The following is a 19,362-nucleotide window of genomic DNA, read 5'->3' on the forward strand; positions in this document are numbered from 1 at the left end:
AATCGCTACCGATTCGTGACCGAACCACCGGGAAGGCTGCAGGCAGCGGTGCCATGGTGCTGATCTCCTGGTCACCCACGAGTTCACGAGAAGGAGGTGGGACGGATGACGAACCCCGCGACCGGACCGCATCTCCGTTCCGGTGCCTGGGCGTCGCTCGCGCTCGCGGCCGGCTTCGTGGTCGCGGTGATCGCCGCGATCCTCACGATCGGCCCGTGACGGGTCAGCCGGACTGAGCGCCGGCGACGAGCGTCGCGAGGCTGAGCAGGCCGGCCGCGATCGGCCAGGCGCCGAGCGCCAGCACCAGCCCGACCACCGCCCGGCGCCGGAGCCGGGTGCGGGTCACGGCCACGGCGAACGCCGCCACGGCGCCGCCGAGCGCTACGACGCTCAGCACCCCGACGACCACCGCGTTCAGGGACACGACCTGGGCGGCGTGGTCGGCGCCCTGCACGGCGGCGGTGATCAGCGCCGTGACGACGGCCACGACGCCGAGCACGAGGGCGGTCGTGTCGGCCGGCGGGCGGCTCCTCACGCGGGGTCGGCGAGCGAGTCGTCCGGGAAGCCGAGCACCGGGTGGTACTCGGCGACGAACACCCCGGCCGCGACCGCTGGGTCGGTCTCGACGACGCGACGCGTCTCTGCCTCGTCGAGCGCGAAGATCCCGATCCCCGCCGCATCCGAGTCGTCGGCGACCCGCACGACGACGCGAAGCATCCCGGCCGCACGCAGCCGCATGTTCCGGATGCCGTGCGGCAGCACGAGCGCCTGCCCCTCAGGCGCGTCCCGGTTCGGTCCGGCGCGCAGGATCACCGCGGTGTAGGGGCGCGCGCTGCCGAGCAGACTCCGCACGGCGGCGTCATCGATCGAAGGCAGTCGGTCGTCGTACGGATCGCGATCGGGCACGCGGGGATCCAACCAGACTCAGAAGCCGCCCTGCATCCCGAAGGCGTTCCCGGCCGCCCCCATCGAGCCGCTCGAGCCGTCGTGGGGGAGTGCGCGCTCGGGCTCGATGAACCCGTTCGTCTGGTCGAACGTGTGCCCGAAGACGAGTGGGATCCAGACGCGCGGCCGGCGACGGCTGCTCAGCAGGCGCACCGGCGCGGAGTACGGGCGGCCGGAGCGCAGCGCCTCCCGGCGCCAGCCGAGGTCGCGCGGCATCCCGAGCAGGGTGCGCCAGGCGAGCGCGACGCCCGCCCGCGGGCCGGACCAGCCGTACTGGTCCTTCGCCATCGCGAACTCCCAGAGCTCGAACTCCACCTCCGAGGTCCGGCGTTCGGCCAGGCGGGGATCGACGCGGCGCGTGTAGCGCTGCGCCCACGAGGTCACGACGCGCTGCCCGGCGCGGTGCATCCGCGAATCCCGGGTGCGCTCGGAGGGCTCCAGCGCCATGAGCGGACCATACGCCTGGTCTCGGCGGATGGAAACACCGGAACGGGTGACCTTGCTGGGACTCCTCGCGCGTCAGAACGGGTAGCGCTCGATGTCGCCCTGGGCGGTGATCCAGCGGGTCTCCGTGAAGGCCTCCGCGTTCGACTCGAAGCCGCCGAAGCGCACCCCGGTGCCGGACGCGGCGACCCCACCGAACGGTGCCACCGACTCGTCGTCGACGGTCTGGTCGTTGATGTGCACGATCCCGGACGGCAGCCGTTCCGCGAGGCGCAGGCCGCGCATCACGTCCTTGGTCAGGATCCCGAGCGAGAGCCCGTACTCGCTGCGGTTCACGATATCGACGAGCTCGTCCTCGCCGTCGAAGCGGAGCACGGGCGCGACCGGGCCGAAGACCTCCTCCGCGAAGGCACGGTGGTCGGGGCGCACCTCGGCGAGCACGGTCGGCCGGTAGAAGAGGCCGTCGTAGGTGCCGCCCGCGGCGAGCCGGGCGCCGGCGTCGACGCTGGCGGTGACGAGCTCGTGCACGTGGTCGCGCTGGTGCTCGTCGATGATCGGGCCGAGCGGCACGTCGGAGGTGCGCGGGTCGCCGACGGGCAGCCGGTCGGCGGCCGCGGCGAGGCCCTCCACGTACCGGTCGTAGACGCTCGCGGCCACGACGTGGCGGCCGGTGGTCATGCAGATCTGCCCCTGGTGCAGGAACGAGCCCCAGGCGCCGGCGCTCACGGCGGCGTCCACGTCGACGTCGTCGAGCACGACGAGCGCGTTGTTGCCGCCGAGCTCGAGGTGCGCCCGCTTCAGCAGCCGGCCCGCGGTCTCGCCGATCCGGCGGCCGGCGGCGGTCGACCCGGTGAAGGAGATGACCCGGACGTCCGGATGCTCGACGAGCCGCCCACCCACCTCCGCGCCGCCGGGCAGCACCGAGAGCAGGCCCTCCGGCAGGCCGGCCTCGGTGAGCAGCGCGGCGAGGAACAGGCCGCCGCTCACGGCGGTGCGGGGGTCGGGCTTCAGGACCACCGCGTTGCCGAGCGCGAGCGCCGGGGCGACGCTGCGCATCGCGAGGATGCCGGGGAAGTTGAAGGGCGAGATCACGCCGACGACGCCGACCGGCACCTGCTGCGCGAGGCTGAGCCGCGGCTTCGCGGAGCGCAGGATGCGGCCGGTCGGCGCGAGCGCCAGGGCGGCGGCGTGGTGCAGCTCGCTCGCGACGAGCCCGACCTCGAACGCCGCCTTGCCCCGGCCGGAGCCGGCCTCGCCGACGAGCCACCGCGCGTACTCGTCCGCGTGCTGCTCGAGCAGCGCGCCCGCCGCGCGGAAGACGCGGGCGCGGTCGTCGAACGGCGCGTCGGCCCAGGCGCGCTGCGCGGCGCGGCCGGCCGCGACCGCGTCGTCGACGTCCTCCGCCCCGGCGACCCCGATCGTGCCGAGGGAGGACCCGTCCGCCGGGCAGACGACGGTGCGGATGCCGCCGCGGCCCGCCGCGATCCGCCCGCCGAGGGCGAGACGGCCGTTCCAGGCGTCGATGTCGAGCAGTGCGGTCATGAGCTCCTCCATCCGGTCGGCGGAGGAGGGCGGCGCTCCGTCGCTCCGCTCCGTCTCCACACAGTCTCCACGCCGGACAGGCGCCGGGCGACGTCGCCGGCGTGCCTATCGTGGAGGCGGGGACGCCGTCCGCGTCCCGACATCCGAAGGGAAGCCCGTGCCGTTCGTCGCAGCGATCCCCAGCCCGCCGATCGCGTGGGCGTCCTTCCAGCTGGGTCCGCTGACGATCCACATGTACGCGCTCTGCATCCTGGCGGGCATCGTCGCCGCCATCGTGATCACGCAGCGCCGGCTGGCGGCGCGCGGCGTCGCGCCCGGCTTCGTCGTCGACGTCGCGATCTGGGCGGTGCCGCTCGGCATCGTCGTGGCGCGGATGTACCACGTGCTCACGCACACGGGCGACTACTTCGCGCCCGGCGACGACCTCTGGAACGTGTTCGCGATCTGGGACGGCGGCAACGCCATCTACGGCTCGATGCTCGGCGGCGCGCTCGGCATCTGGATCGCCACCCGCCGCGCCGGGGTGCGGTTCCTCTCCTTCGCGGATGCGATGGCGCCCGGGATGCTCGTCGCGCAGGCGATCGGGCGGCTCGGCAACTGGTTCAACCAGGAGCTCTTCGGGCTGCCGACGACGCTGCCGTGGGGCCTGCAGGTCGCCCCCGCGAACCCGCACATCCCGCCCGGCACGCCGCCGGGCACGCTGTTCCATCCGCTGTTCCTGTACGAGATCGTCTGGAACCTGCTCGGCGTCGGCCTCATCCTGCTGCTCGAGCGCCGGGTTGCGCTCCGCTGGGGGCGCGCGATCGCCGTCTACCTCATCTGGTACGGGCTCGGCCGCAGCTGGCTCGAGGCGATCCGCATCGACCCGACCAGCGACGGCTTCCTCGGGATCCCGGCGAACGACTGGGCGTCGTTCGCGGCGATCGCCGTCGGTGTGGTGCTGCTCGCGGTGTCGCTGCGCCGGCACCCGGGGGACGAGCCGTCGCCGTTCCTCACCGACCATCCCCGTGCGGACGCGGTGCTGGCCACGCCCGAGCGGGAGCCCGTCGACGCGCGGTAGCCGGCGGAACACCGACCGCGTGCCGGCCGTTCACCCGATGATGCAGCAGGACGGAGCGATGCCGACACCGCGGGCCATGCGCCCGTCCGCGGTGCTCATGCGCTCTGCGGTCTCGGTGCTGCTCGGGCTCTCGGGGCGGCGGACGCCACCGGCCGAGCGGGGGCGTCGCTCCGCCGCATCCTCCTTCGAGGCGCCGATCGCCGCCGCGAACGAGCTGCAGTTCGGCCGCGCGTACTGGCTGCCGCCGTTCGGCCGCGGCAACGGGCTCGAGGCGCTGTTCTGGGCGCCGATCGCGCAGGTGCCGGCCGGGCTCGCCGACCCCGTGCTCGAGGCGCTCGCCGCCGAGGACATCGCCGCGTGGGCGGCGCCCGCGAGGGGCGCGGATGCGGAGGCCGGGGGAGTCCCGCAGGACCTCTGGGTCGCCTCCGCGGAGCTCGACGCGGCGCAGGACGTGCTCATGCGGGTGCTCCGCAGCTGACCCCGAATCGCGCCGTTCCGGAGTTCTTGCACGACACGCCGCGCCGGTCGCGCGATCCGCGGCGTGTCGGACGGTTTCTCCGGAACGGCGCGATCTGGGGAGCCGCAGGGACGGGATCCGCGGGGCGAGTACCGTTCCTGCGTGTCTTCTCCTGCTGTCTCCGCTGATCCCGACGCCGAGTCCTCGGCTCCGGCGTCCCCCTCGTTCGCCGACTTCGGCCTCGACGACCGGGTCATGAAGGCCCTGAAGGACGTCGGCTACGAGTCGCCGTCCGCGATCCAGGCGGCCACCATCCCGCCGCTGCTCGCCGGCCGCGACGTCGTCGGCCTCGCCCAGACCGGCACCGGCAAGACCGCGGCGTTCGCGCTGCCGATCCTGTCCCGCCTCGACCTCGCGCAGAGCACGCCGCAGGCCCTCGTGCTCGCGCCCACCCGCGAGCTCGCGCTGCAGGTCTGCGAGGCGTTCGAGAGCTACGCGGCGCACCTGAAGGGCATCCGCCTGCTCCCGGTCTACGGCGGCCAGGGGTACGGGGTGCAGCTCTCGGCGCTCCGCCGCGGCGTGCACATCGTCGTCGGCACGCCGGGCCGCATCATCGACCACCTCGAGAAGGGCACCCTCGACCTCTCCGAGCTGAAGTACCTCGTGCTCGACGAGGCCGACGAGATGCTGCGGATGGGGTTCGCGGAGGACGTCGAGACGATCCTCGCCGACACCCCCGCCACGAAGCAGGTCGCGCTCTTCTCCGCGACGATGCCGCAGCAGATCCGGCGGATCTCGGCGAAGTACCTCACGGATCCGGCCGAGATCACGGTGAAGACCGCCACGACGACGTCGGCGAACACGCGCCAGCGGTACCTCGTCGTCTCGTATCCCCAGAAGGTGGATGCGCTGACCCGCATCCTCGAGGTCGAGAACTTCGAGGCGATGATCGTCTTCGTCCGCACGAAGAACGAGACCGAGACCCTCGCGGAGAAGCTGCGCGCCCGCGGCTACTCCGCCGCCGCGATCAGCGGCGACGTCGCGCAGGTGCAGCGCGAGCGCACCGTCAACCAGCTGAAGGCGGGCAAGCTCGACATCCTCGTGGCCACCGACGTCGCCGCCCGCGGGCTCGACGTCGAGCGGATCAGCCATGTCGTCAACTACGACCTGCCGATCGACACCGAGTCGTACGTGCACCGGATCGGCCGCACCGGCCGGGCGGGCCGCTCCGGCGACGCGATCAGCTTCGTGACGCCGCGCGAGCGACGGATGCTCACCTCGATCGAGCGCGCCACCCGGCAGCCGCTGACGCAGATGCAGCTGCCGAGCACCGAGGACGTGAACGCCACGCGCCTCACCCGCTGGGACGACCAGATCACCGCCGCCCTCGAGCAGGCGGCGCGGATCTCCCGCTTCCGCGACATCATCGGGCACTACGTGGAGCACCACGACGTGCCGGAGGTCGACGTGGCCGCCGCGCTCGCCGTGGTGGCGCAGGGCGACGAGCCGCTGCTGCTCTCGCCCGAGGACGACCGGGCGCAGCGGTTCGAGCGCGACGACCGCGAGCGTGCGCCCCGGGGCGACGACGGGGAGCGGCCGCCGCGCCGGTCGTCCGGCGCGAACCGCGCGACGTACCGGATCGAGGTCGGCAAGCGGCACAAGGTCGAGCCGCGGCAGATCGTCGGGGCGCTCGCGAACGAGGGCGGCCTCAGCCGCGAGGACTTCGGCGGCATCGACATCCGTCCCGACTTCTCGCTCGTCGAGCTGCCGGCGGACCTGTCGCCCGACACCCTCGACCGGCTCTCCGGCACGCGGATCAGCGGCCGGCTCATCCAGCTGCGCCCGGACCGCGGCCCCCGGCGGACCCGCCGCGACGACGGCGACGGGGCGCCCCGCAAGCCGCGCCACCGCTGAACGGGGCCCGACGGATGGACTCCGTCGGGCCCGGTTCGGCTCAGGCGGAGTGGACCGAGTCGCGCTCGAGCAGCGCCTCGAGGCGCCGGTAGCTCTCCGTCGCCCCGTGCTCCATGCCGGTCGCGACCATGCCGTCCCTCGACTCGATCGACGGGAAGACCGTGTGCGTCGAGATCCGGGTGCCGGTCGGGGTCTCCTCGAACCGGGCGACGCTCATGCTGACCTGGCCGGGGGCGCCGTCGAACTCGAAGGTCTGGATGATCAGCGCCTCGTGCTCGACGGTGTGGAACACGCCGCGGAAGCCGTAGGTGCCGCCCGCCGGGTCGGTGCTGACGTAGTGCCACTGGCCGCCGGTCACGGCGTCGAAGACCTTCACGTCGACGGAGAGCTGCTCCGGCCCTGTCCACTGTGCGAACAGCTCCGGGTCGGTGTGCGCGCGGAAGACCGCGGCGATGGGGGCGTCGAACTCGCGGACGATGTCGACGAAGGGACGGCCGGCCTCGGCCGTGATCTGGGTGGGGTTCGTCATCGGTGGTGCTTCTCCTGAAGGGTGGTGAGGACCGCGTCGAGGCGGCGGTGGCGGCGTTCCGTCTCGAGGCGGAGCGCGTCGATCCACTCGGTGAGCGTCTCGAGCGCCGCCGGTTCGAGATGGCAGGGCCGCCGCTGCGCGTCGCGGCTGCGGGTGATGAGACCGGCGCTCTCCAGGACCTGGATGTGCCGGGAGACGGCCTGCTTGGTGATGCCGAAGGGCGCCGCGAGCTCGTTCACCGTTGCGTCGGAGAGCGAGAGCCGGGCGACGATCGCACGCCGGACAGGGTCCGCCAGGGCCATGAACGCCCGGTCGAGGGACGCATCCGCTGTCCCCTCGATGTCGCACCTCCTCGCTGTGATCAACCAAACTGTTGATCAACAAACTAATTGATTACAGGATGGCGGTCAAGAGCGGATCGGACCGGCGCGGTCAGCGGGTCGCGGTGACCTCGGCGACCCAGCGCCGCCAGCGATCCCAGGGGTCGACGCCGCCCGCGAGCACGTCGATGTGGTGGCGCAAGCGGTCGCTGAGCTCGAACCACTCGCTCGAGCCGCCGCGCTCGTCGGCGAACTCCGCGTGCCGCTGCTGCTCGCGACGCCGGTCGCCGCGCTCGAACGCGAGCACCTCCTCGTGGCGCAGTGCCGCGAACCGCTGTCGGGGGTTGGTCGTCGTGCCGATCTTCACCCGGTCGCGGAAGCGGATGTAGTAGACGACGTCCACGCGCGGGGGCGGCAGCTCGCCGTCGGGCTGCTCCCCGTGCGGCCACTCGCACACGCTGCAGGACCAGCCCGACGGATAGCGGATGCCGATCCGGGCGCCGCAGAGGCGGCAGGGTGTCGGCAGCAGGTCGGGTGCCCCGGTCGCCGACTCCTGCACCTCGGCCGCGACCGAGAGATGCGTCGCGCAGAGCGCGATCACCTCCGGCCGGAACGCCGGCTCGGCGCACCCGTCGATCGCGCAACCGGGAGCCGCCGCAGCACCCGTCACGCGCTCGGCGGACGCACGACGTCGGCGCGGACCGACCTCACGAGCTCCCGGGGCGTGAGCGCCCAGGCGGCGGTCATCGCGTCCGTGGCGAGCAGCTCGCCGGCACGCTCGTCGCTCTCCGAGAGATGCTCGGGCGCCGCGTCCAAGGCGTGGGCGGAATCGTGGGCGGAGATGAGCACCGCGTACTGGTCCATCGCCGCATCGTAGGCAGGGGGTACCGACGGCGGATGTGGCCGAGATGTCCTTCCAGGCCACCTCGGCGCGTCGTGCTCATGCGGGGCGTGCGCCCCCGTGGATCGAAGGAGCGCCATGCCTGAGTACACGACATCGACCGACGGAACCCGGATCGCCTTCGAGGCGATCGGGACGGGGCCCGCAGTGGTGCTGGTGGCAGGCGCGTTCGGCACCCGGGAGTCGATGCGTCCGCTCGCCGACCTGCTGCGCGACCGGTTCACCGCGGTGATCCCGGACCGGCGCGGCCGCGGCGACAGCGGGCCGACCGCGTGGGTCTCCGCGCAGCAGCAGGTCGACGATCTCCTCGCTGTCGCTGGTGCGACCGGCGCCACGCGCCTCTTCGGGCACTCGAGCGGAGCCGTGCTCGTACTCCTCGCGGCCGCCGTCTCGCCGGCGATCGCCGAGGTCGCGGCCTACGAGCCGCCGGTGCAGGATCGCGATCCGGAGGGCGCCGCCGCGTTCGCGACCGACCTCCGGGCGCTGCTCGCGGCCGGCCGGGCGGACGACGCGACCGTCGCCTGGTTCCGGCGCACATCCGCGGGAAGGTTCGACGAGACCATGCGGACCGCGCCGTGGTGGCCGGCACTCGTCGCCCTGGCTCACACGCTGCCGGACGAGCAGACGTTGATCGGGAACGGGGGCGTCCCGACGGCCGTCGGGCGGATCGCCGCCCGCGCACTGCTGATCTCGGGCGGTGCGAGCCCCGCGTGGGCGGCAGCGGCGACGTCGGCGCTGGCGGCGACGATCCCGGATGCGACGATCGCGGTGATCCCAGGCGAGGGCCATGCGGTGCGGCCGGGCGCCCTCGCGCCTGTGCTGGCGGCGTTCTTCCGGCCCTGAGGCCGACCTTCGGATCCGGTGCGGCCGGGCGGCCGAAATCAGGTGGCCGGTACCGATGTGAGGGGGATGCGGTGCGCGCGAGCCTGGGCGCCATCACATCCCCTTCACGGAAGGACAGGGCCGATGCCCCTCTTCATGGACATGCACGACCTCGGCGAGGTCACGATGGCGGACGTCGCCGGCGCCCACCAGGCCGACCTCGCCACCCAGGACGCGCACGGCGTCCACTACCTCCGCTACTGGGTCGACGAGGAGCACGGGAAGGTGTTCTGCCTCGTCGACGCGCCCTCCGCGGAGGCCGCCTCCACGGTGCACCGCGAGGCCCACGGCCTCGTCGCGGCGAACGTCTACCCGGTCGAGGAAGGCGTCTGAATCGGCCGCCCGCGACGGCGGCCACCGGCCTACCATCGGGGAGCGTGCCGCTCCTCGAGCGCGATGCCCAGCTCGACGTCCTCCATGCGGAGGAGGGATCGGCGCGCGCCGGGCACGGCCGGGTGGTCGTCGTCTCGGGCGAGGCGGGCGGCGGGAAGAGCGCGTTGGTGCGTGCGGCGTTCCCGACGGCGATCCGTGGGTACTGCGAGCCGCTCGCGACGCCGCGTCCGCTCGGCCCCTTCCGCGACCTGCTCGGCCGGCTGTTCCCGGATCGCGCCCTGCCACCCGACCCGATCGCGGTCGGCGACCTGCTGCTGAGCGCCATGGCGACGCCCGGCGCGGCGCTCGTCATCGAGGACGCGCACTGGATCGACAGCGCGAGCTGCGACGTCGTGCGCTTCCTCGGGCGCCGGATCGGGGACACCTGCGGCCTGCTCGTGGTGGTGCTGCGCAGCGGTGCTGCCGCGGTCGGCGCGATCTCGGCCGTGCTCGGCGATCTCGCCTCGGCCGACGTCCTGACCCGGTGCGTCGTCGAGCCGCTGAGCCGCGACGCGGTGGCCAGGCTCGTCGACGGGGCCGACGACGACGTCGACGCCGCGCTGCGCCTCACCGGCGGCAACGCGTTCCTCGTGACGCAGCTGCTTCAGGACGGCGGATCCACCCTCGCGGAGGTCGTCGCGGCGCGGATCGCGCCGCTGTCGCCCGAGGCGCGGTCGCTGCTCGAACGGCTGGCCGTCGTGCCCGGCCGTGCCCCGGCGGAGGTGGTCGGGAACGACTGGCAGCACCTCGCCGAGCTCGACCGGGCCGACTTCCTGACCGTCTCCGACGACGCGATCGAGTTCCGGCACGAGCTGCTCCGGCTCGCCGTGCTGGACGGCCTGCCGCAGGCGCGGCGTCGCGCGCTGCACGAGGAGGTGCTCGCGCGGCTCCGCTCGGCGCCCGCGGCGGAGCCGGCGGCCGTCGCGCACCACGCCCGGCTGGCCCGGCAGGGCGCGATCGCCATGGAGGCCGAGATGGCCGCCGCCCGCCGGGCCGCCGCCTTCGGGTCGCATCACGAGTCCGTCGAGCACTACCGGCGCGCGCTCGCCGATGCGGCAGGCGGCGCGCCGCCCGCCGACCGGGTGCGCCTGCTGCTGCTCCTCGCGGCGCAGGAGGCGGCCATCGGTGACGACGCCGCGGCCCTCGCGACCGCCGACGACGCGCTCGCGCTCAGTGCGCCCCTCGACGACGGCCGCCTCCGGAGCGACGCGGTGCGGATGCGGAGCCGGATCGAGCCGCTCGAGGCCCCGGCGCACGAGCTCGCGCTGCTGGCCGTCGAGCTCACCGCGCCGCATCCGGACTCGAGGGAGCACGCCGCCGCGGTCGCCAACCTCGCGAACGACCGGATGATCGCTCGCGACCTCACGGAGGCGGTGCGGCAGGCGCGGGCCGGCATCGCCGTGGCGCGTGCTGCCGGCGACGTCGAGTCCGAGATCGTCGCGTCGAACGCGCTCGGATCGGCGCTGCTGCTGAAGGGGGACGTCGCGGGCGAGGCGCCGCTGCGCCGGGCGATCCACCTCGGCGCCGCGCACGGCTTCACCGCCGAGGTGGGACGCGCCTACGCCAACCTCGTATCCGCGTCGGGCGAGGCCAGGCAGTACTCACTGAGCGCGGCCGCGGCGGCCGAGGCGGCCCGCTACTTCGGGGCCCGCGACCTCGACGGGCACGCCTGGTACACGAGCGCCTGGAGCGCGCGCTGCCTGTTCGAGCAGGGGCGGTGGCGGGAGGCCGCGGATGAGCTCGATCGGCTGCGCGCCGCCGGGGACCGCGCGAGCACGATCACGCGCGTCACGGTGGCCTACCTCACTGCTCGCATCCGCGCGCGCTCCGGTCAGGGCGATCCCGGCCCGGAGCTCGACCGCGCTGAGCGGATCGCCGAGGAGACCGGTGCCCTGCAGCGGCTCGCGCCGGCCGTCGCCGCCCGGGCGGAGGCGGACTGGCTCGCCGGCCGCCCGCTGCCGTTCGATCGCCTGCGCGAGCTGCACGAGACCGCGGTCGCCCGCGGTGACCGGTGGGCGTCGGGGGAGATGGCGCTCTGGCTGCGGCGCGCCGGGGAGAGGACGTCGATGGGGGAGCGCGCCGCCGAGCCCTACCGGCTGCAGCTCGCCGGCGACCACCGGGCGGCGGCGGAGGCCTGGGCCGCCCTCGGCTGCCCGTACGAGGCCGCGGATGCGCTGGCGGACAGCGAGGACGAGCACGACCTCCGCCGCGCGCTCGCGATCGCAGCCGACCTCGGCGCGCTGCCCCTGTGGCGTCGTGCCGCCGCGCGGCTCCGGGCCTCCGGCGCGCGCTCCGTGCCGCGAGCGCCGGGCCCGGGTCGCACGCTCCGTCCCGACGGCCTGACAGCGCGCGAGGGCGAGGTGCTCGGCTGGTTGGAGAAGGGGGCGCCGGACAGCGAGATCGCGGGGCATCTCACCCTGTCGGTGCGCACGGTGGAGCACCACGTCGCGGAGATCCTCCGCAAGAAGCAGGTGGCGAGCCGCCGGGAGCTCGACCGACGGCGCTGACCGGTCAGCGGAAGGCGAGACCGCTCGAGATCCGATGCTCCGCCGGCTGCGGTGCGATCAGCACGAGCGCCGGGTACGTCACGACGAGCAGGGCCACGTGCATGAGCACGAGCGTCCAGACGCCCCCGGCGGGCTGGCCGTGGATGCCGATCCAGAGGTCGGGGAGGAAGCTCGCCACGGTCACGAGCACCGCGAGGAGCAGGAAGACGCGGCGGGCCTGCGACGAGAACCAGGTGACGACGGGCCAGGCGGCGCAGGCGATGACGATGCCGGGGATGCCGAGCTTCGCGTAGTCGACGAAGCGGAAGTGGTCGTAGCCCCGGAGCGACGGATCGAGGTGCACCGCCGCCGCAGCGAGGAGCCAGCAGGCCGCCATCGAGCCGACGACGGCGACGACCGTCGCCACGACGACGCGGGCGATCGACGGCTGGGCCGCACCGCGCGGCAGGTCGAGTCGGGCCCACCGGCCGAATCCGCCGAAGACCGTGCGCTCGTCCGTGTCCGTCATCCCGTGTCCTCCACCGTTCGTGACCGTGCTCGCGGGTGCTCAGGAGCGTAGAAGGGCGCCGCTCAGAACCCGCGAAGCGACGTCGCCTGGTTCGGTCGAGGGGGGAGCAGATCCAGTCACCCGGAGGAAGGGTGGGGCCGGGTCGGCGATCATTCGGGAAGCGCTCAGAACCCCGTTCCAGCATCTCTCCGTGGTCGAGTTGAAGCGCATCTCCATGGCCGGGGCGGACATCGCCGTGACCGACGCACGGGTCGCGGACCTCGTGCTCGAGTACGCGATGCATCTGGGCAGGGCCGGCACCACCGACACCGTCGTGCTGCCGGTCGCCCGCAACGGGCAGCAGGAGCAGGCGAGCCTGCTGATCGGGCCGGCGAGCCAGATCGCCCTGATGGAGAACGACGACCGGAAGGCCGAGAAGGTGGAGCTCACGGGGATCGACGAGTTGCTCGCCGACCTCCGTCGTCGCCTCGACGCGCTCCTCGGTCGCGGTGCGCAGGCGATCGCGACCGAGGCGGATCCGCGACCGGATCACGACGACTTCGACGCCTACAGCGACTGACCGCTCCGGCGTCGACCGACGCGGGATGATCCGCTCGTCCGAATGGACGCAGGTGCTGCCGATGGTCGCCCGGAGGCGGTCGTCGCGACCCTCCGACTGATCCCGGCGGTGGATCAGCCCTCACGACTGTGCAGGCCCCCTCGGGCTGTTGCCACTTTCTGCGACCTTGGGGCGCTCAAGGTCGCAGATAGTGGCAACCGTCGTCCTCGAGAGCCGGGGAGTTGCCACTGGTGGCGACTTCTGGGCGCGGGAAGTCGCCACGAGTGGCAACCCCCCATCGGACCCTTCGACCGGAAGGGGCGGGGGCGGAAGCGCCGGCGCCGTCAGATCAGGCGGGCGCGCGAAGCGGCTCGGGTCGGCGCAGGTGCCGGCGTCACCGCGCGGCCGTGGCGCTCGGCGCGCGCATAGCGCGCGGGGCCGAGCTCGCGGAGACGACCGACGACGGCGACCACGCCGCAGATGGCCAGCGCGGCGAGTGCGACGATCATGACCGCCGCCCCGATGCAGATGAGCCCGAGGCCGATTCCCATGTGGACAGGTGTAGCGAAGAAGGGCCCATGGCGCCGTTCCGACACGGCCGAATCCGCGAACACCGCCCCCCGAAGACGAGGGCGCGGACGGATCCGTGCTCCCGGCATCCGGGGGCGTCGTGCGGCGGCCGACCGGCGCTCCGGATGCCCTGCTCAGGCGGGGGCGGCTGCCGGAACGAACGAGCCGCTCATGTCGAGGATCTCGAGCGGGACCACCGTCGGTTCCTGCCCCGGGCGGCGCCCGCCGAACGCGGTGTCGACCGCGGAGTGGATGCGCTCGTCGAAGGCACGAGCACAGTCCGCTTCGGAGGTCCAGACGTCGATGTAGCGCAGGCCGCCGTCCTCGCGGCGTACGCAGAGGTGCAGCAGGCATCCGTCGACCGGATCGGGCCCGAGCTCCGCGATCACCTTGCGGTAGCGCTCCTCGTCGAGCGGGACGTCCTGCGTGAATGCGTAGACCATCGGGACCATCTCCTCATTCGATCCGAATGTCTTTCGGATCGATTGGCGCTACTGTGGCCCTCGTGTCCGACGAAGTCAAGACCCGACGGCGGTACGAGTCCGCGCTGCGCCGGGAGCAGTCGTCGCTGACGCGCGTGCGCATCGTGGAGGCCGCCACCCGGCTGTTCACGACCGACGGCTACGCAGCGGTGAGCGTGGGGCGCATCGCCGCGGATGCGGGCGTCGCCGTCGACACCCTCTACGCCCTCGTCGGCCGCAAGCCGGCGCTGCTGCGCGAGGTCGTCGAGGTCGCGATCTCCGGCGCCCCGGGCGCCGTGGCGGCCGACGACCGCGACTACGTGCGGCGGGTGCGGGCGGCGCCGACCGCGGGAGAGAAGCTGCGGATCTACGCGGAGAGCATCGCGGAGATGAGCCCGCGGACCGGACCGGTCTTCATGGCGCTCCGGGACGCCGCGCGGCTCGACGCCGACTGCCTGGCGCTGGACCGGGAGATCGCCGAGCGGCGTGCGGCGAACATGCTGCGCTTCGCCGCGGACCTGCGGGCGACGGGGCAGGTGCGCGCCGACCTGCCCGACCGGTTCGTCGCGGATGTGGTCTGGGCGACTGCGGGGCCGCAGCACTACAGCGAGCTCGCGGACGGGCGCGGCTGGACCGCCGCGGAGTTCGGCGACTACCTCGTCGAGACCTGGTCGCGGCTGTTCCTCGCGCCCACCTGATCGGGCTCGCGTCAGGCCGGACGGCCGTCCCAGGAGCCGAAGACCTCCAGCGCGGCGAGGTCGCCCGCCGGATGCCGGATGTGCTCCTCAAGCCACTCCCGGACATGCGGGAGGCGCGAATCCGCCGCGGTGCGCTCGATGAGGTCGTCGGGATCGAGCGGGGTGCGGCCGAACGACACGAGCCCGCGATCGAGGACCGCCCAGTGCGCGCCTGCCCGGCCGTAGGGCAGCCCGACGCTGCCCGGGTTCACGACCAGGCGCCCGTCGACGAGGCGGAGGAACGGCATGTGGGTGTGGCCGGCGACGACCGTGCGCACGTCGTCCGGCACCCCGGCGAAGACCTCCGCCCACCGCTCGACGCGTGAGTCGACGAGCACGACCTCCTCGTCGTTCCGCGGCGTCGCGTGCGAGAAGAGCACCGGCCCGAAGCCGTCGACGTCGAGCGTCACCGACGTCGCCATCGACTCGAGCATCCGTTGGTGGGCGCCGGTCAGCTGCTCGGCGCCCCAGACCGAGAGCGGGTCGTCGCCGAGCCCGATGTCCAGGCCCTGCGCCATCTGCAGCAGCTCCCGGTCGGCGTTGCCCCGCACGAGCACCGCCCCGGCGCCGAGGCCGGCGAGGCGGTCGAGCACCCCCGCCGGCTGCGGCCCCCAGGTGTGGTCGCCCGTGACGACGATCAGGTCCGCGCGCCGCACCACGGGTTCGGCGAGCACCGCGTCCAACGCGTGCAGCATCCCGTGGATGTCGGACAGCACGGCGACGGAGGCGACCACGATCAGAACCGGCGCGTGCCCCGGAGGCGCCGCGGCCGCCCGTCGGGGTCGACGACGAGCCGGTTGGCCGGCACGGCCCAGATGCGCTGCACGCGGGAGACGGGCTCCGGGGTGTGGTGCCGGAGGTGGCCCGCCGGGCGCGGGCCGCGCTCGCCGTCGCGATGCCACCGGTCGAGGGCGTCGGCGGCAGCGGTGAAGAGGGCGAACCCGCCCGCGATGTCGCGCAGGCGCTCGTCGTCGGCATCGACGCCGAGGTGCTCGGCCCAGAGCTGCAGCCGCAGGTCACGCGGAAGCCTGCGCGGCCGCTCGCCCGACCGGCCCTCCTCATCCGGTTCGCGGTCGTCCGGCGTCGTGTCGAGCACGGCGCAGGTCAGCTCGCTGTCGGTGGTCCACGAGCGGCGGTTGAAGTTGTCGGAGCCGCAGGTCATCCACACGTCGTCGGCGATGCAGATCTTCGCGTGCACGTAGATCGGGATCCCGGCCGTGTTCTCGAGATCGAACGCCGCGAACCGGTCCGGCGCGGCGCGGCGGAGCATCCGGATGGCGTGGATCTGGCCGATCCGGCTGGGCGGCCCCGCGAGCGGACCGTCGGAGTCGGGGTAGCGCGGCACGACCACGATCACGTGCAGCTGCGGGTTGCGCTGCAGCGCGTCCGCGATGCCCCTCGCCACGGTCTTCGACCACAGGTACTGGTCCTCGATGTAGAGCAGCGTCCGCGCGAGCCCGAACGCTTTCGTGTAGGCGCGGGCGATGGTGCGCTCGCCCTCGGGCGCGAATGGGAACGGCGGCCGCTTGTGCCCGTAGGTCCGCAGCAGCTGCACCGCGTGCGGGCCTGCCGGCGGGGGAGGGGGCGCCGCCTCCGGCAGCGGCTTCGGGTGCCGCGGCATCCGGGCGAGGCGCTGCAGCAGCATCCGGTACGGCGTCCGGCGGTCGAGCGGATGCGGGTCGTTCCACCGCTCGGCGAAGACCGCGAGCACGTCCGCGACCACGGGCCCGCGGAGCTCGAGGGTGGCGTCGTGCCACGGCGGCTGCTTCCCGTAGCGGGGATCCATGTCGAGGGTCTGCGGGTCGCCGCCGTGCGCGGCGTCGTCGCGGCGGCTGTGGCAGAGATCGATGCCGCCGACGAAGGCGACGTCGCGGCTCGCGTCGTCCCGCCGCCGGATGACGAAGAGCTTCTGGTGGTGCGAGCCGAACCGGCGCACCCGCTGGTCGAGCAGCACCTCGCCGCCCGCGTCGTTGATCTTCCGGCCGAGCCGCTCGTTCGAGCGGCCGCTGATCGGGGCCCGGAGGCGCTCACCGTGGGAGCGCCAGACCAGGCCGCGCACCTCGACGCCTCGGCGCGCCGTGTCGGCGAGCAGCTCGCCGACGGTGGGTCCGTCGGGCAGCAGGAGCTCGTCGGCGTCACCCCGCCAGTCGGTGAACCACACGCGGTCGCCCGGCCGCAGCCCGGTGAGCTCCTCGTGCAGCCGTGCGAAGTACGTCGCGCCGTGGATGAGGGGCCGCACGAGGTTGCCCTCCGACCAGGACGACCGGTTCTCGTCACCGGCGTGCGCGTCGCTCGCCGGGTTCCCGCGCTCCTCGCGGGAGAGGAACCATCGCGCCGCACCGTCGTCCACAGGATGCACTCTGCCGCACTCCAGGCTGACGGTTCCTGCCGGCGGCGCGGACGAGGTCGGAGCGCGGCGCTACCGTCCCGTCCATGCCCGAGCGCGAGCCGTTCCACGTCGCGGACGCGGGCGCGTGGGAGTCCTGGCTCGCGGCGAACGCCGGGTCGTCGCCCGGCGTCTGGCTGGCCATCCCCAAGAAGGGCAGCGGCCGCACCTCGCCCACCTACGCCGAGGCCCTCGACATCGCGCTGTGCTTCGGCTGGATCGACGGCCAGAAGGCACCGCTCGACGAAGCCTTCTTCCTGCAGCGCTTCGCGCCGCGCGGCTCACGGAGCGTGTGGTCCGCGCGCAACCGGGAGCACGTCGCGCGGCTCATCGCAGCGGGCCGGATGCGTCCGGCCGGGCTCGCGGAGGTGGAGCGCGCGAAGGCGGACGGCCGGTGGGACGCGGCCTACGCGGGGCAGGCGAGCGCTCAGGTCCCCGACGACCTTCGCGCGGCCCTCGACGCGGAGCCGGCGGCCGCCGCCCTGTTCGCCGAGCTCGACAGCGCCAACCGCTACGCGATCCTCTTCCGCATCGGGAGCGTGAAGCGCGCGGAGACCCGCGCCCGGAAGATCGCCGAGTACGTGGCGATGCTCGCGCGCGGGGAGACGCTGCATCCTCGGCGCGGCATCCGCGGCTGACCGGCTCGCTGAACGCGTGCGCGACCCCTTCGCGGGGGTACCCCGCACTGGGGTGGGACAGCCTCCGCGGTCCGCCGTACCGTCGGTGATACAGAGAACCCCAGATCGCGCGGGACTTCATCGAGTTCGACTCGACACCGTCCGGCGGTGCACCCTCACCGCCGCCCGCCATCGCGAACCCGAGACACCCATCGACCCATGCCGATCGATCCACGCCGCTGCGCCTCGCTGGTGGCGACCGTCACCCTGCTCGCCGGCCTCGCCCTGAACGCCGCGTTCGGTGGCGGCGCCGAGGCGCTCACCGGGCGGTTCGGCACCGTCGCGACCGCAACCGCGAGCAGCACGCCGGCGCCGACCGTCACGCCCACGCCCGGCGTCACATCCGCTCCCACGCCGACGCCGACGCCGACGCCGAAGCCGACTCCGCTGCCCGAGCCGGTCGCCACGTCGCTCAGCGGCAGGAGCGGTGGCACCGCGGCGATGCGCACGGTGACGATGCACGGCAGCTCGATGGCCAACGTGGCCCGCGTGGTCGTGGGGAGCCAGGACGCGCAGCAGCTCACCCTGCTGTCGCCGACGGCGCTCCGCTTCGTGGTCCCGACGGCCCAGGACTTCGTGCCCGGCACCGTCCCGATCGCCCTGGTCTCGGCCACCGACCGCGCCTGGATCCCGACGCACCTCACGTGGACGTACGCCGTCCGCAACGGTGTCGACCGCGAGATGGCCTACGCCGCCGCGAACTGGAACCAGCGCAGGTCCGCCCGCTTCGGCTACATCCCGAAGAACGACTGCGTGAACTTCACCAGTCAGCTCCTCACCGCTCGGGGCTGGAAGGAGTCGGCGGCCTGGTTCGACGACGGACCCGTCAGCCACACCGTGATCCAGAAGAAGACGGTCGCTGCGGCGAAGAGGGTGCCCGTCACCACCACGAAGAAGGTGCACGGCAAGACCGTGACGGTGCCCGTCACCATCACGAAGAAGGTGCACGGCACGACCGTGAAGACGGCCGTCATGAAGACGGTGAAGACCAAGGTCGTCGAGCACGTGAAGAAGGTCGTGACCACCGTCGCCGCGAGCGCGCCCTGGGTCTCCTCCACCGCGATGAGCGGCTGGCTCGCAAGCCGGCCGGACCTCGCCACCCGTCTCACCTACGCGCAGCGGGACGAGGTGCGCGTCGGCGACATCGTGCAGTTCAACTGGACCGGCGTCGGCTCCTCATGGGACCACACCGCCGTCGTCTCGAAGATCGTGGTCGACCCGGACGGCACGCGGCACATCTGGTACGCCGAGCACACCAACCACCAGCTCTACGGCGGATCGATCGGCACGCTCTCCATGCGGGCCGGCTACCGGCACATGCGCGTGCAGTTCTGGCTGCTCAAGCACTGAGGCGACTCCCGCCGGTCAGTCGGCGATTAGCGCCTTCAGCACGGTGATCGCCGTCATCGCCTTCGGCCACCCGGCGTAGAACGCGAGGTGGGTGATCGCCTCGACCAGCTCGGCCTCGGTGACCCCGTTCTCCATCGCGCGCCCCAGGTGGAAGCGCAGCTGGTCGGCATCGCCGCCGGCGACGAGGGCCGCGACGGTGACGAGACTCCGGTCGCGGGCGGCGAGCTCCGGCCGGTTCCAGACGTCCTCGAAGAGCACGTCG

General features: G+C 73.5%; 24 protein-coding genes. 10 read left to right on the forward strand and 14 right to left on the reverse strand.

Translation table 11 applies throughout. From position 1 onward, the window contains the following. Positions 1-223 precede the first annotated feature (223 nt). The 4 genes from VIG76_RS06120 to VIG76_RS06135 form a co-directional block, all read right to left on the reverse strand. Positions 224-535, reverse strand: a complete 312-nt coding sequence (locus tag VIG76_RS06120) for a hypothetical protein (RefSeq protein ID WP_331952152.1) — start codon at positions 533-535, stop codon at positions 224-226. After that, positions 532-906 (reverse strand): hypothetical protein, encoded by a 375-nt coding sequence (locus VIG76_RS06125; protein WP_331952154.1) that lies wholly within the window; start codon positions 904-906, stop codon positions 532-534. Before VIG76_RS06125 ends, VIG76_RS06120 begins: the two co-directional genes overlap by 4 nt. Positions 907-924: 18 nt before the next feature. Further along, positions 925-1,392, reverse strand: a complete 468-nt coding sequence (locus VIG76_RS06130) for a hypothetical protein (RefSeq protein ID WP_331952156.1) — start codon at positions 1,390-1,392, stop codon at positions 925-927. Between the two features lie 72 nt (positions 1,393-1,464). Then, the gene (locus tag VIG76_RS06135) at positions 1,465-2,931 is read right to left on the reverse strand and encodes an aldehyde dehydrogenase family protein (protein WP_331952158.1); all 1,467 of its coding nucleotides are present in this window, start codon (positions 2,929-2,931) and stop codon (positions 1,465-1,467) included. Between the two features lie 157 nt (positions 2,932-3,088). Here VIG76_RS06135 and lgt point away from each other — a divergent pair, with 157 nt between their 5' ends. From lgt to VIG76_RS06150, 3 genes are all read left to right on the forward strand, one after another. Further along, positions 3,089-3,991: a prolipoprotein diacylglyceryl transferase gene (gene lgt / locus VIG76_RS06140; protein ID WP_331952160.1), complete on the forward strand. Its 903-nt coding sequence runs from the start codon at positions 3,089-3,091 to the stop codon at positions 3,989-3,991. Positions 3,992-4,049: 58 nt separating this feature from the next. Continuing rightward, positions 4,050-4,469, forward strand: a complete 420-nt coding sequence (locus VIG76_RS06145) for a hypothetical protein (protein ID WP_331952162.1) — start codon at positions 4,050-4,052, stop codon at positions 4,467-4,469. A 141-nt stretch (positions 4,470-4,610) separates the two neighbouring features. Next, on the forward strand, positions 4,611-6,362 hold the full coding sequence (locus VIG76_RS06150) for a DEAD/DEAH box helicase (RefSeq protein WP_331952164.1): 1,752 nt from the start codon (positions 4,611-4,613) through the stop codon (positions 6,360-6,362). A 40-nt stretch (positions 6,363-6,402) separates the two neighbouring features. Here the strand turns inward: VIG76_RS06150 and VIG76_RS06155 are convergent, their stop codons facing one another. From VIG76_RS06155 to VIG76_RS06170, 4 genes are all read right to left on the reverse strand, one after another. Then, positions 6,403-6,891 carry an SRPBCC family protein gene (locus tag VIG76_RS06155; protein WP_331952166.1) on the reverse strand — a complete coding sequence of 163 codons (489 nt, stop codon included), beginning with the start codon at positions 6,889-6,891 and terminating at the stop codon, positions 6,403-6,405. After that, positions 6,888-7,193, reverse strand: a complete 306-nt coding sequence (locus VIG76_RS06160) for an ArsR/SmtB family transcription factor (protein ID WP_331952168.1) — start codon at positions 7,191-7,193, stop codon at positions 6,888-6,890. Before VIG76_RS06160 ends, VIG76_RS06155 begins: the two co-directional genes overlap by 4 nt. Positions 7,194-7,323: 130 nt before the next feature. Then, positions 7,324-7,881, reverse strand: coding sequence for a GIY-YIG nuclease family protein (locus tag VIG76_RS06165; protein ID WP_331952170.1), 558 nt, complete (start codon positions 7,879-7,881; stop codon positions 7,324-7,326). Further along, positions 7,878-8,075, reverse strand: coding sequence for a hypothetical protein (locus VIG76_RS06170; RefSeq protein ID WP_331952172.1), 198 nt, complete (start codon positions 8,073-8,075; stop codon positions 7,878-7,880). The genes VIG76_RS06165 and VIG76_RS06170 overlap by 4 nt, the downstream gene beginning before the upstream one ends. A gap of 115 nt (positions 8,076-8,190) precedes the next feature. Here VIG76_RS06170 and VIG76_RS06175 point away from each other — a divergent pair, with 115 nt between their 5' ends. The 3 genes from VIG76_RS06175 to VIG76_RS06185 all read left to right on the forward strand — a co-directional run bounded on the left by VIG76_RS06175 (position 8,191) and on the right by VIG76_RS06185 (position 11,873). Then, positions 8,191-8,955 carry an alpha/beta fold hydrolase gene (locus VIG76_RS06175; RefSeq protein ID WP_331952174.1) on the forward strand — a complete coding sequence of 255 codons (765 nt, stop codon included), beginning with the start codon at positions 8,191-8,193 and terminating at the stop codon, positions 8,953-8,955. 123 nt (positions 8,956-9,078) lie between these two features. Beyond that, a complete protein-coding gene (locus VIG76_RS06180; RefSeq protein ID WP_331952176.1) occupies positions 9,079-9,327 on the forward strand; it encodes a DUF4242 domain-containing protein in 249 nt (82 codons plus the stop codon). Positions 9,328-9,371: 44 nt separating this feature from the next. Next, positions 9,372-11,873, forward strand: a complete 2,502-nt coding sequence (locus VIG76_RS06185) for an AAA family ATPase (RefSeq protein ID WP_331952178.1) — start codon at positions 9,372-9,374, stop codon at positions 11,871-11,873. 4 nt (positions 11,874-11,877) lie between these two features. On the opposite strand, the gene VIG76_RS06190 is transcribed toward VIG76_RS06185, so the two are convergent. Next, positions 11,878-12,381 carry a DUF6069 family protein gene (locus tag VIG76_RS06190; protein WP_331952180.1) on the reverse strand — a complete coding sequence of 168 codons (504 nt, stop codon included), beginning with the start codon at positions 12,379-12,381 and terminating at the stop codon, positions 11,878-11,880. Positions 12,382-12,571: 190 nt separating this feature from the next. Here VIG76_RS06190 and VIG76_RS06195 point away from each other — a divergent pair, with 190 nt between their 5' ends. Continuing rightward, positions 12,572-12,940, forward strand: coding sequence for a hypothetical protein (locus VIG76_RS06195; protein WP_331952182.1), 369 nt, complete (start codon positions 12,572-12,574; stop codon positions 12,938-12,940). Positions 12,941-13,263: 323 nt separating this feature from the next. Here the strand turns inward: VIG76_RS06195 and VIG76_RS06200 are convergent, their stop codons facing one another. Then, a complete protein-coding gene (locus VIG76_RS06200; protein WP_331952184.1) occupies positions 13,264-13,470 on the reverse strand; it encodes a hypothetical protein in 207 nt (68 codons plus the stop codon). Between the two features lie 153 nt (positions 13,471-13,623). Next, a complete protein-coding gene (locus VIG76_RS06205; protein WP_331952186.1) occupies positions 13,624-13,932 on the reverse strand; it encodes a hypothetical protein in 309 nt (102 codons plus the stop codon). Between the two features lie 62 nt (positions 13,933-13,994). On the opposite strand from VIG76_RS06205, the gene VIG76_RS06210 reads away from it, so the two are divergent. Next, positions 13,995-14,648 (forward strand): TetR/AcrR family transcriptional regulator, encoded by a 654-nt coding sequence (locus VIG76_RS06210; RefSeq protein ID WP_331952188.1) that lies wholly within the window; start codon positions 13,995-13,997, stop codon positions 14,646-14,648. Between the two features lie 11 nt (positions 14,649-14,659). On the opposite strand, the gene VIG76_RS06215 is transcribed toward VIG76_RS06210, so the two are convergent. Both VIG76_RS06215 and VIG76_RS06220 read right to left on the reverse strand, forming a co-directional pair. Further along, positions 14,660-15,421 (reverse strand): metallophosphoesterase family protein, encoded by a 762-nt coding sequence (locus tag VIG76_RS06215; protein WP_331952190.1) that lies wholly within the window; start codon positions 15,419-15,421, stop codon positions 14,660-14,662. Positions 15,422-15,423: 2 nt separating this feature from the next. Next, entirely contained in the window at positions 15,424-17,037 is a 1,614-nt protein-coding gene (locus tag VIG76_RS06220) for a phospholipase D family protein (protein WP_331952192.1), read from the reverse strand. An 83-nt stretch (positions 17,038-17,120) separates the two neighbouring features. Here VIG76_RS06220 and VIG76_RS06225 point away from each other — a divergent pair, with 83 nt between their 5' ends. Both VIG76_RS06225 and VIG76_RS06230 read left to right on the forward strand, forming a co-directional pair. Further along, on the forward strand, positions 17,121-17,711 hold the full coding sequence (locus VIG76_RS06225) for a YdeI/OmpD-associated family protein (protein WP_331952194.1): 591 nt from the start codon (positions 17,121-17,123) through the stop codon (positions 17,709-17,711). Positions 17,712-17,909: 198 nt separating this feature from the next. Beyond that, a complete protein-coding gene (locus VIG76_RS06230; RefSeq protein WP_331952196.1) occupies positions 17,910-19,100 on the forward strand; it encodes an amidase domain-containing protein in 1,191 nt (396 codons plus the stop codon). A gap of 15 nt (positions 19,101-19,115) precedes the next feature. On the opposite strand, the gene VIG76_RS06235 is transcribed toward VIG76_RS06230, so the two are convergent. Next, positions 19,116-19,362 (reverse strand): carboxymuconolactone decarboxylase family protein (locus VIG76_RS06235; protein WP_331952198.1); only part of this gene is annotated, 247 nt, incomplete at its 5' end.

Source organism: Amnibacterium sp. (assembly GCF_036559085.1).
Lineage (GTDB): Bacteria > Actinomycetota > Actinomycetes > Actinomycetales > Microbacteriaceae > Amnibacterium.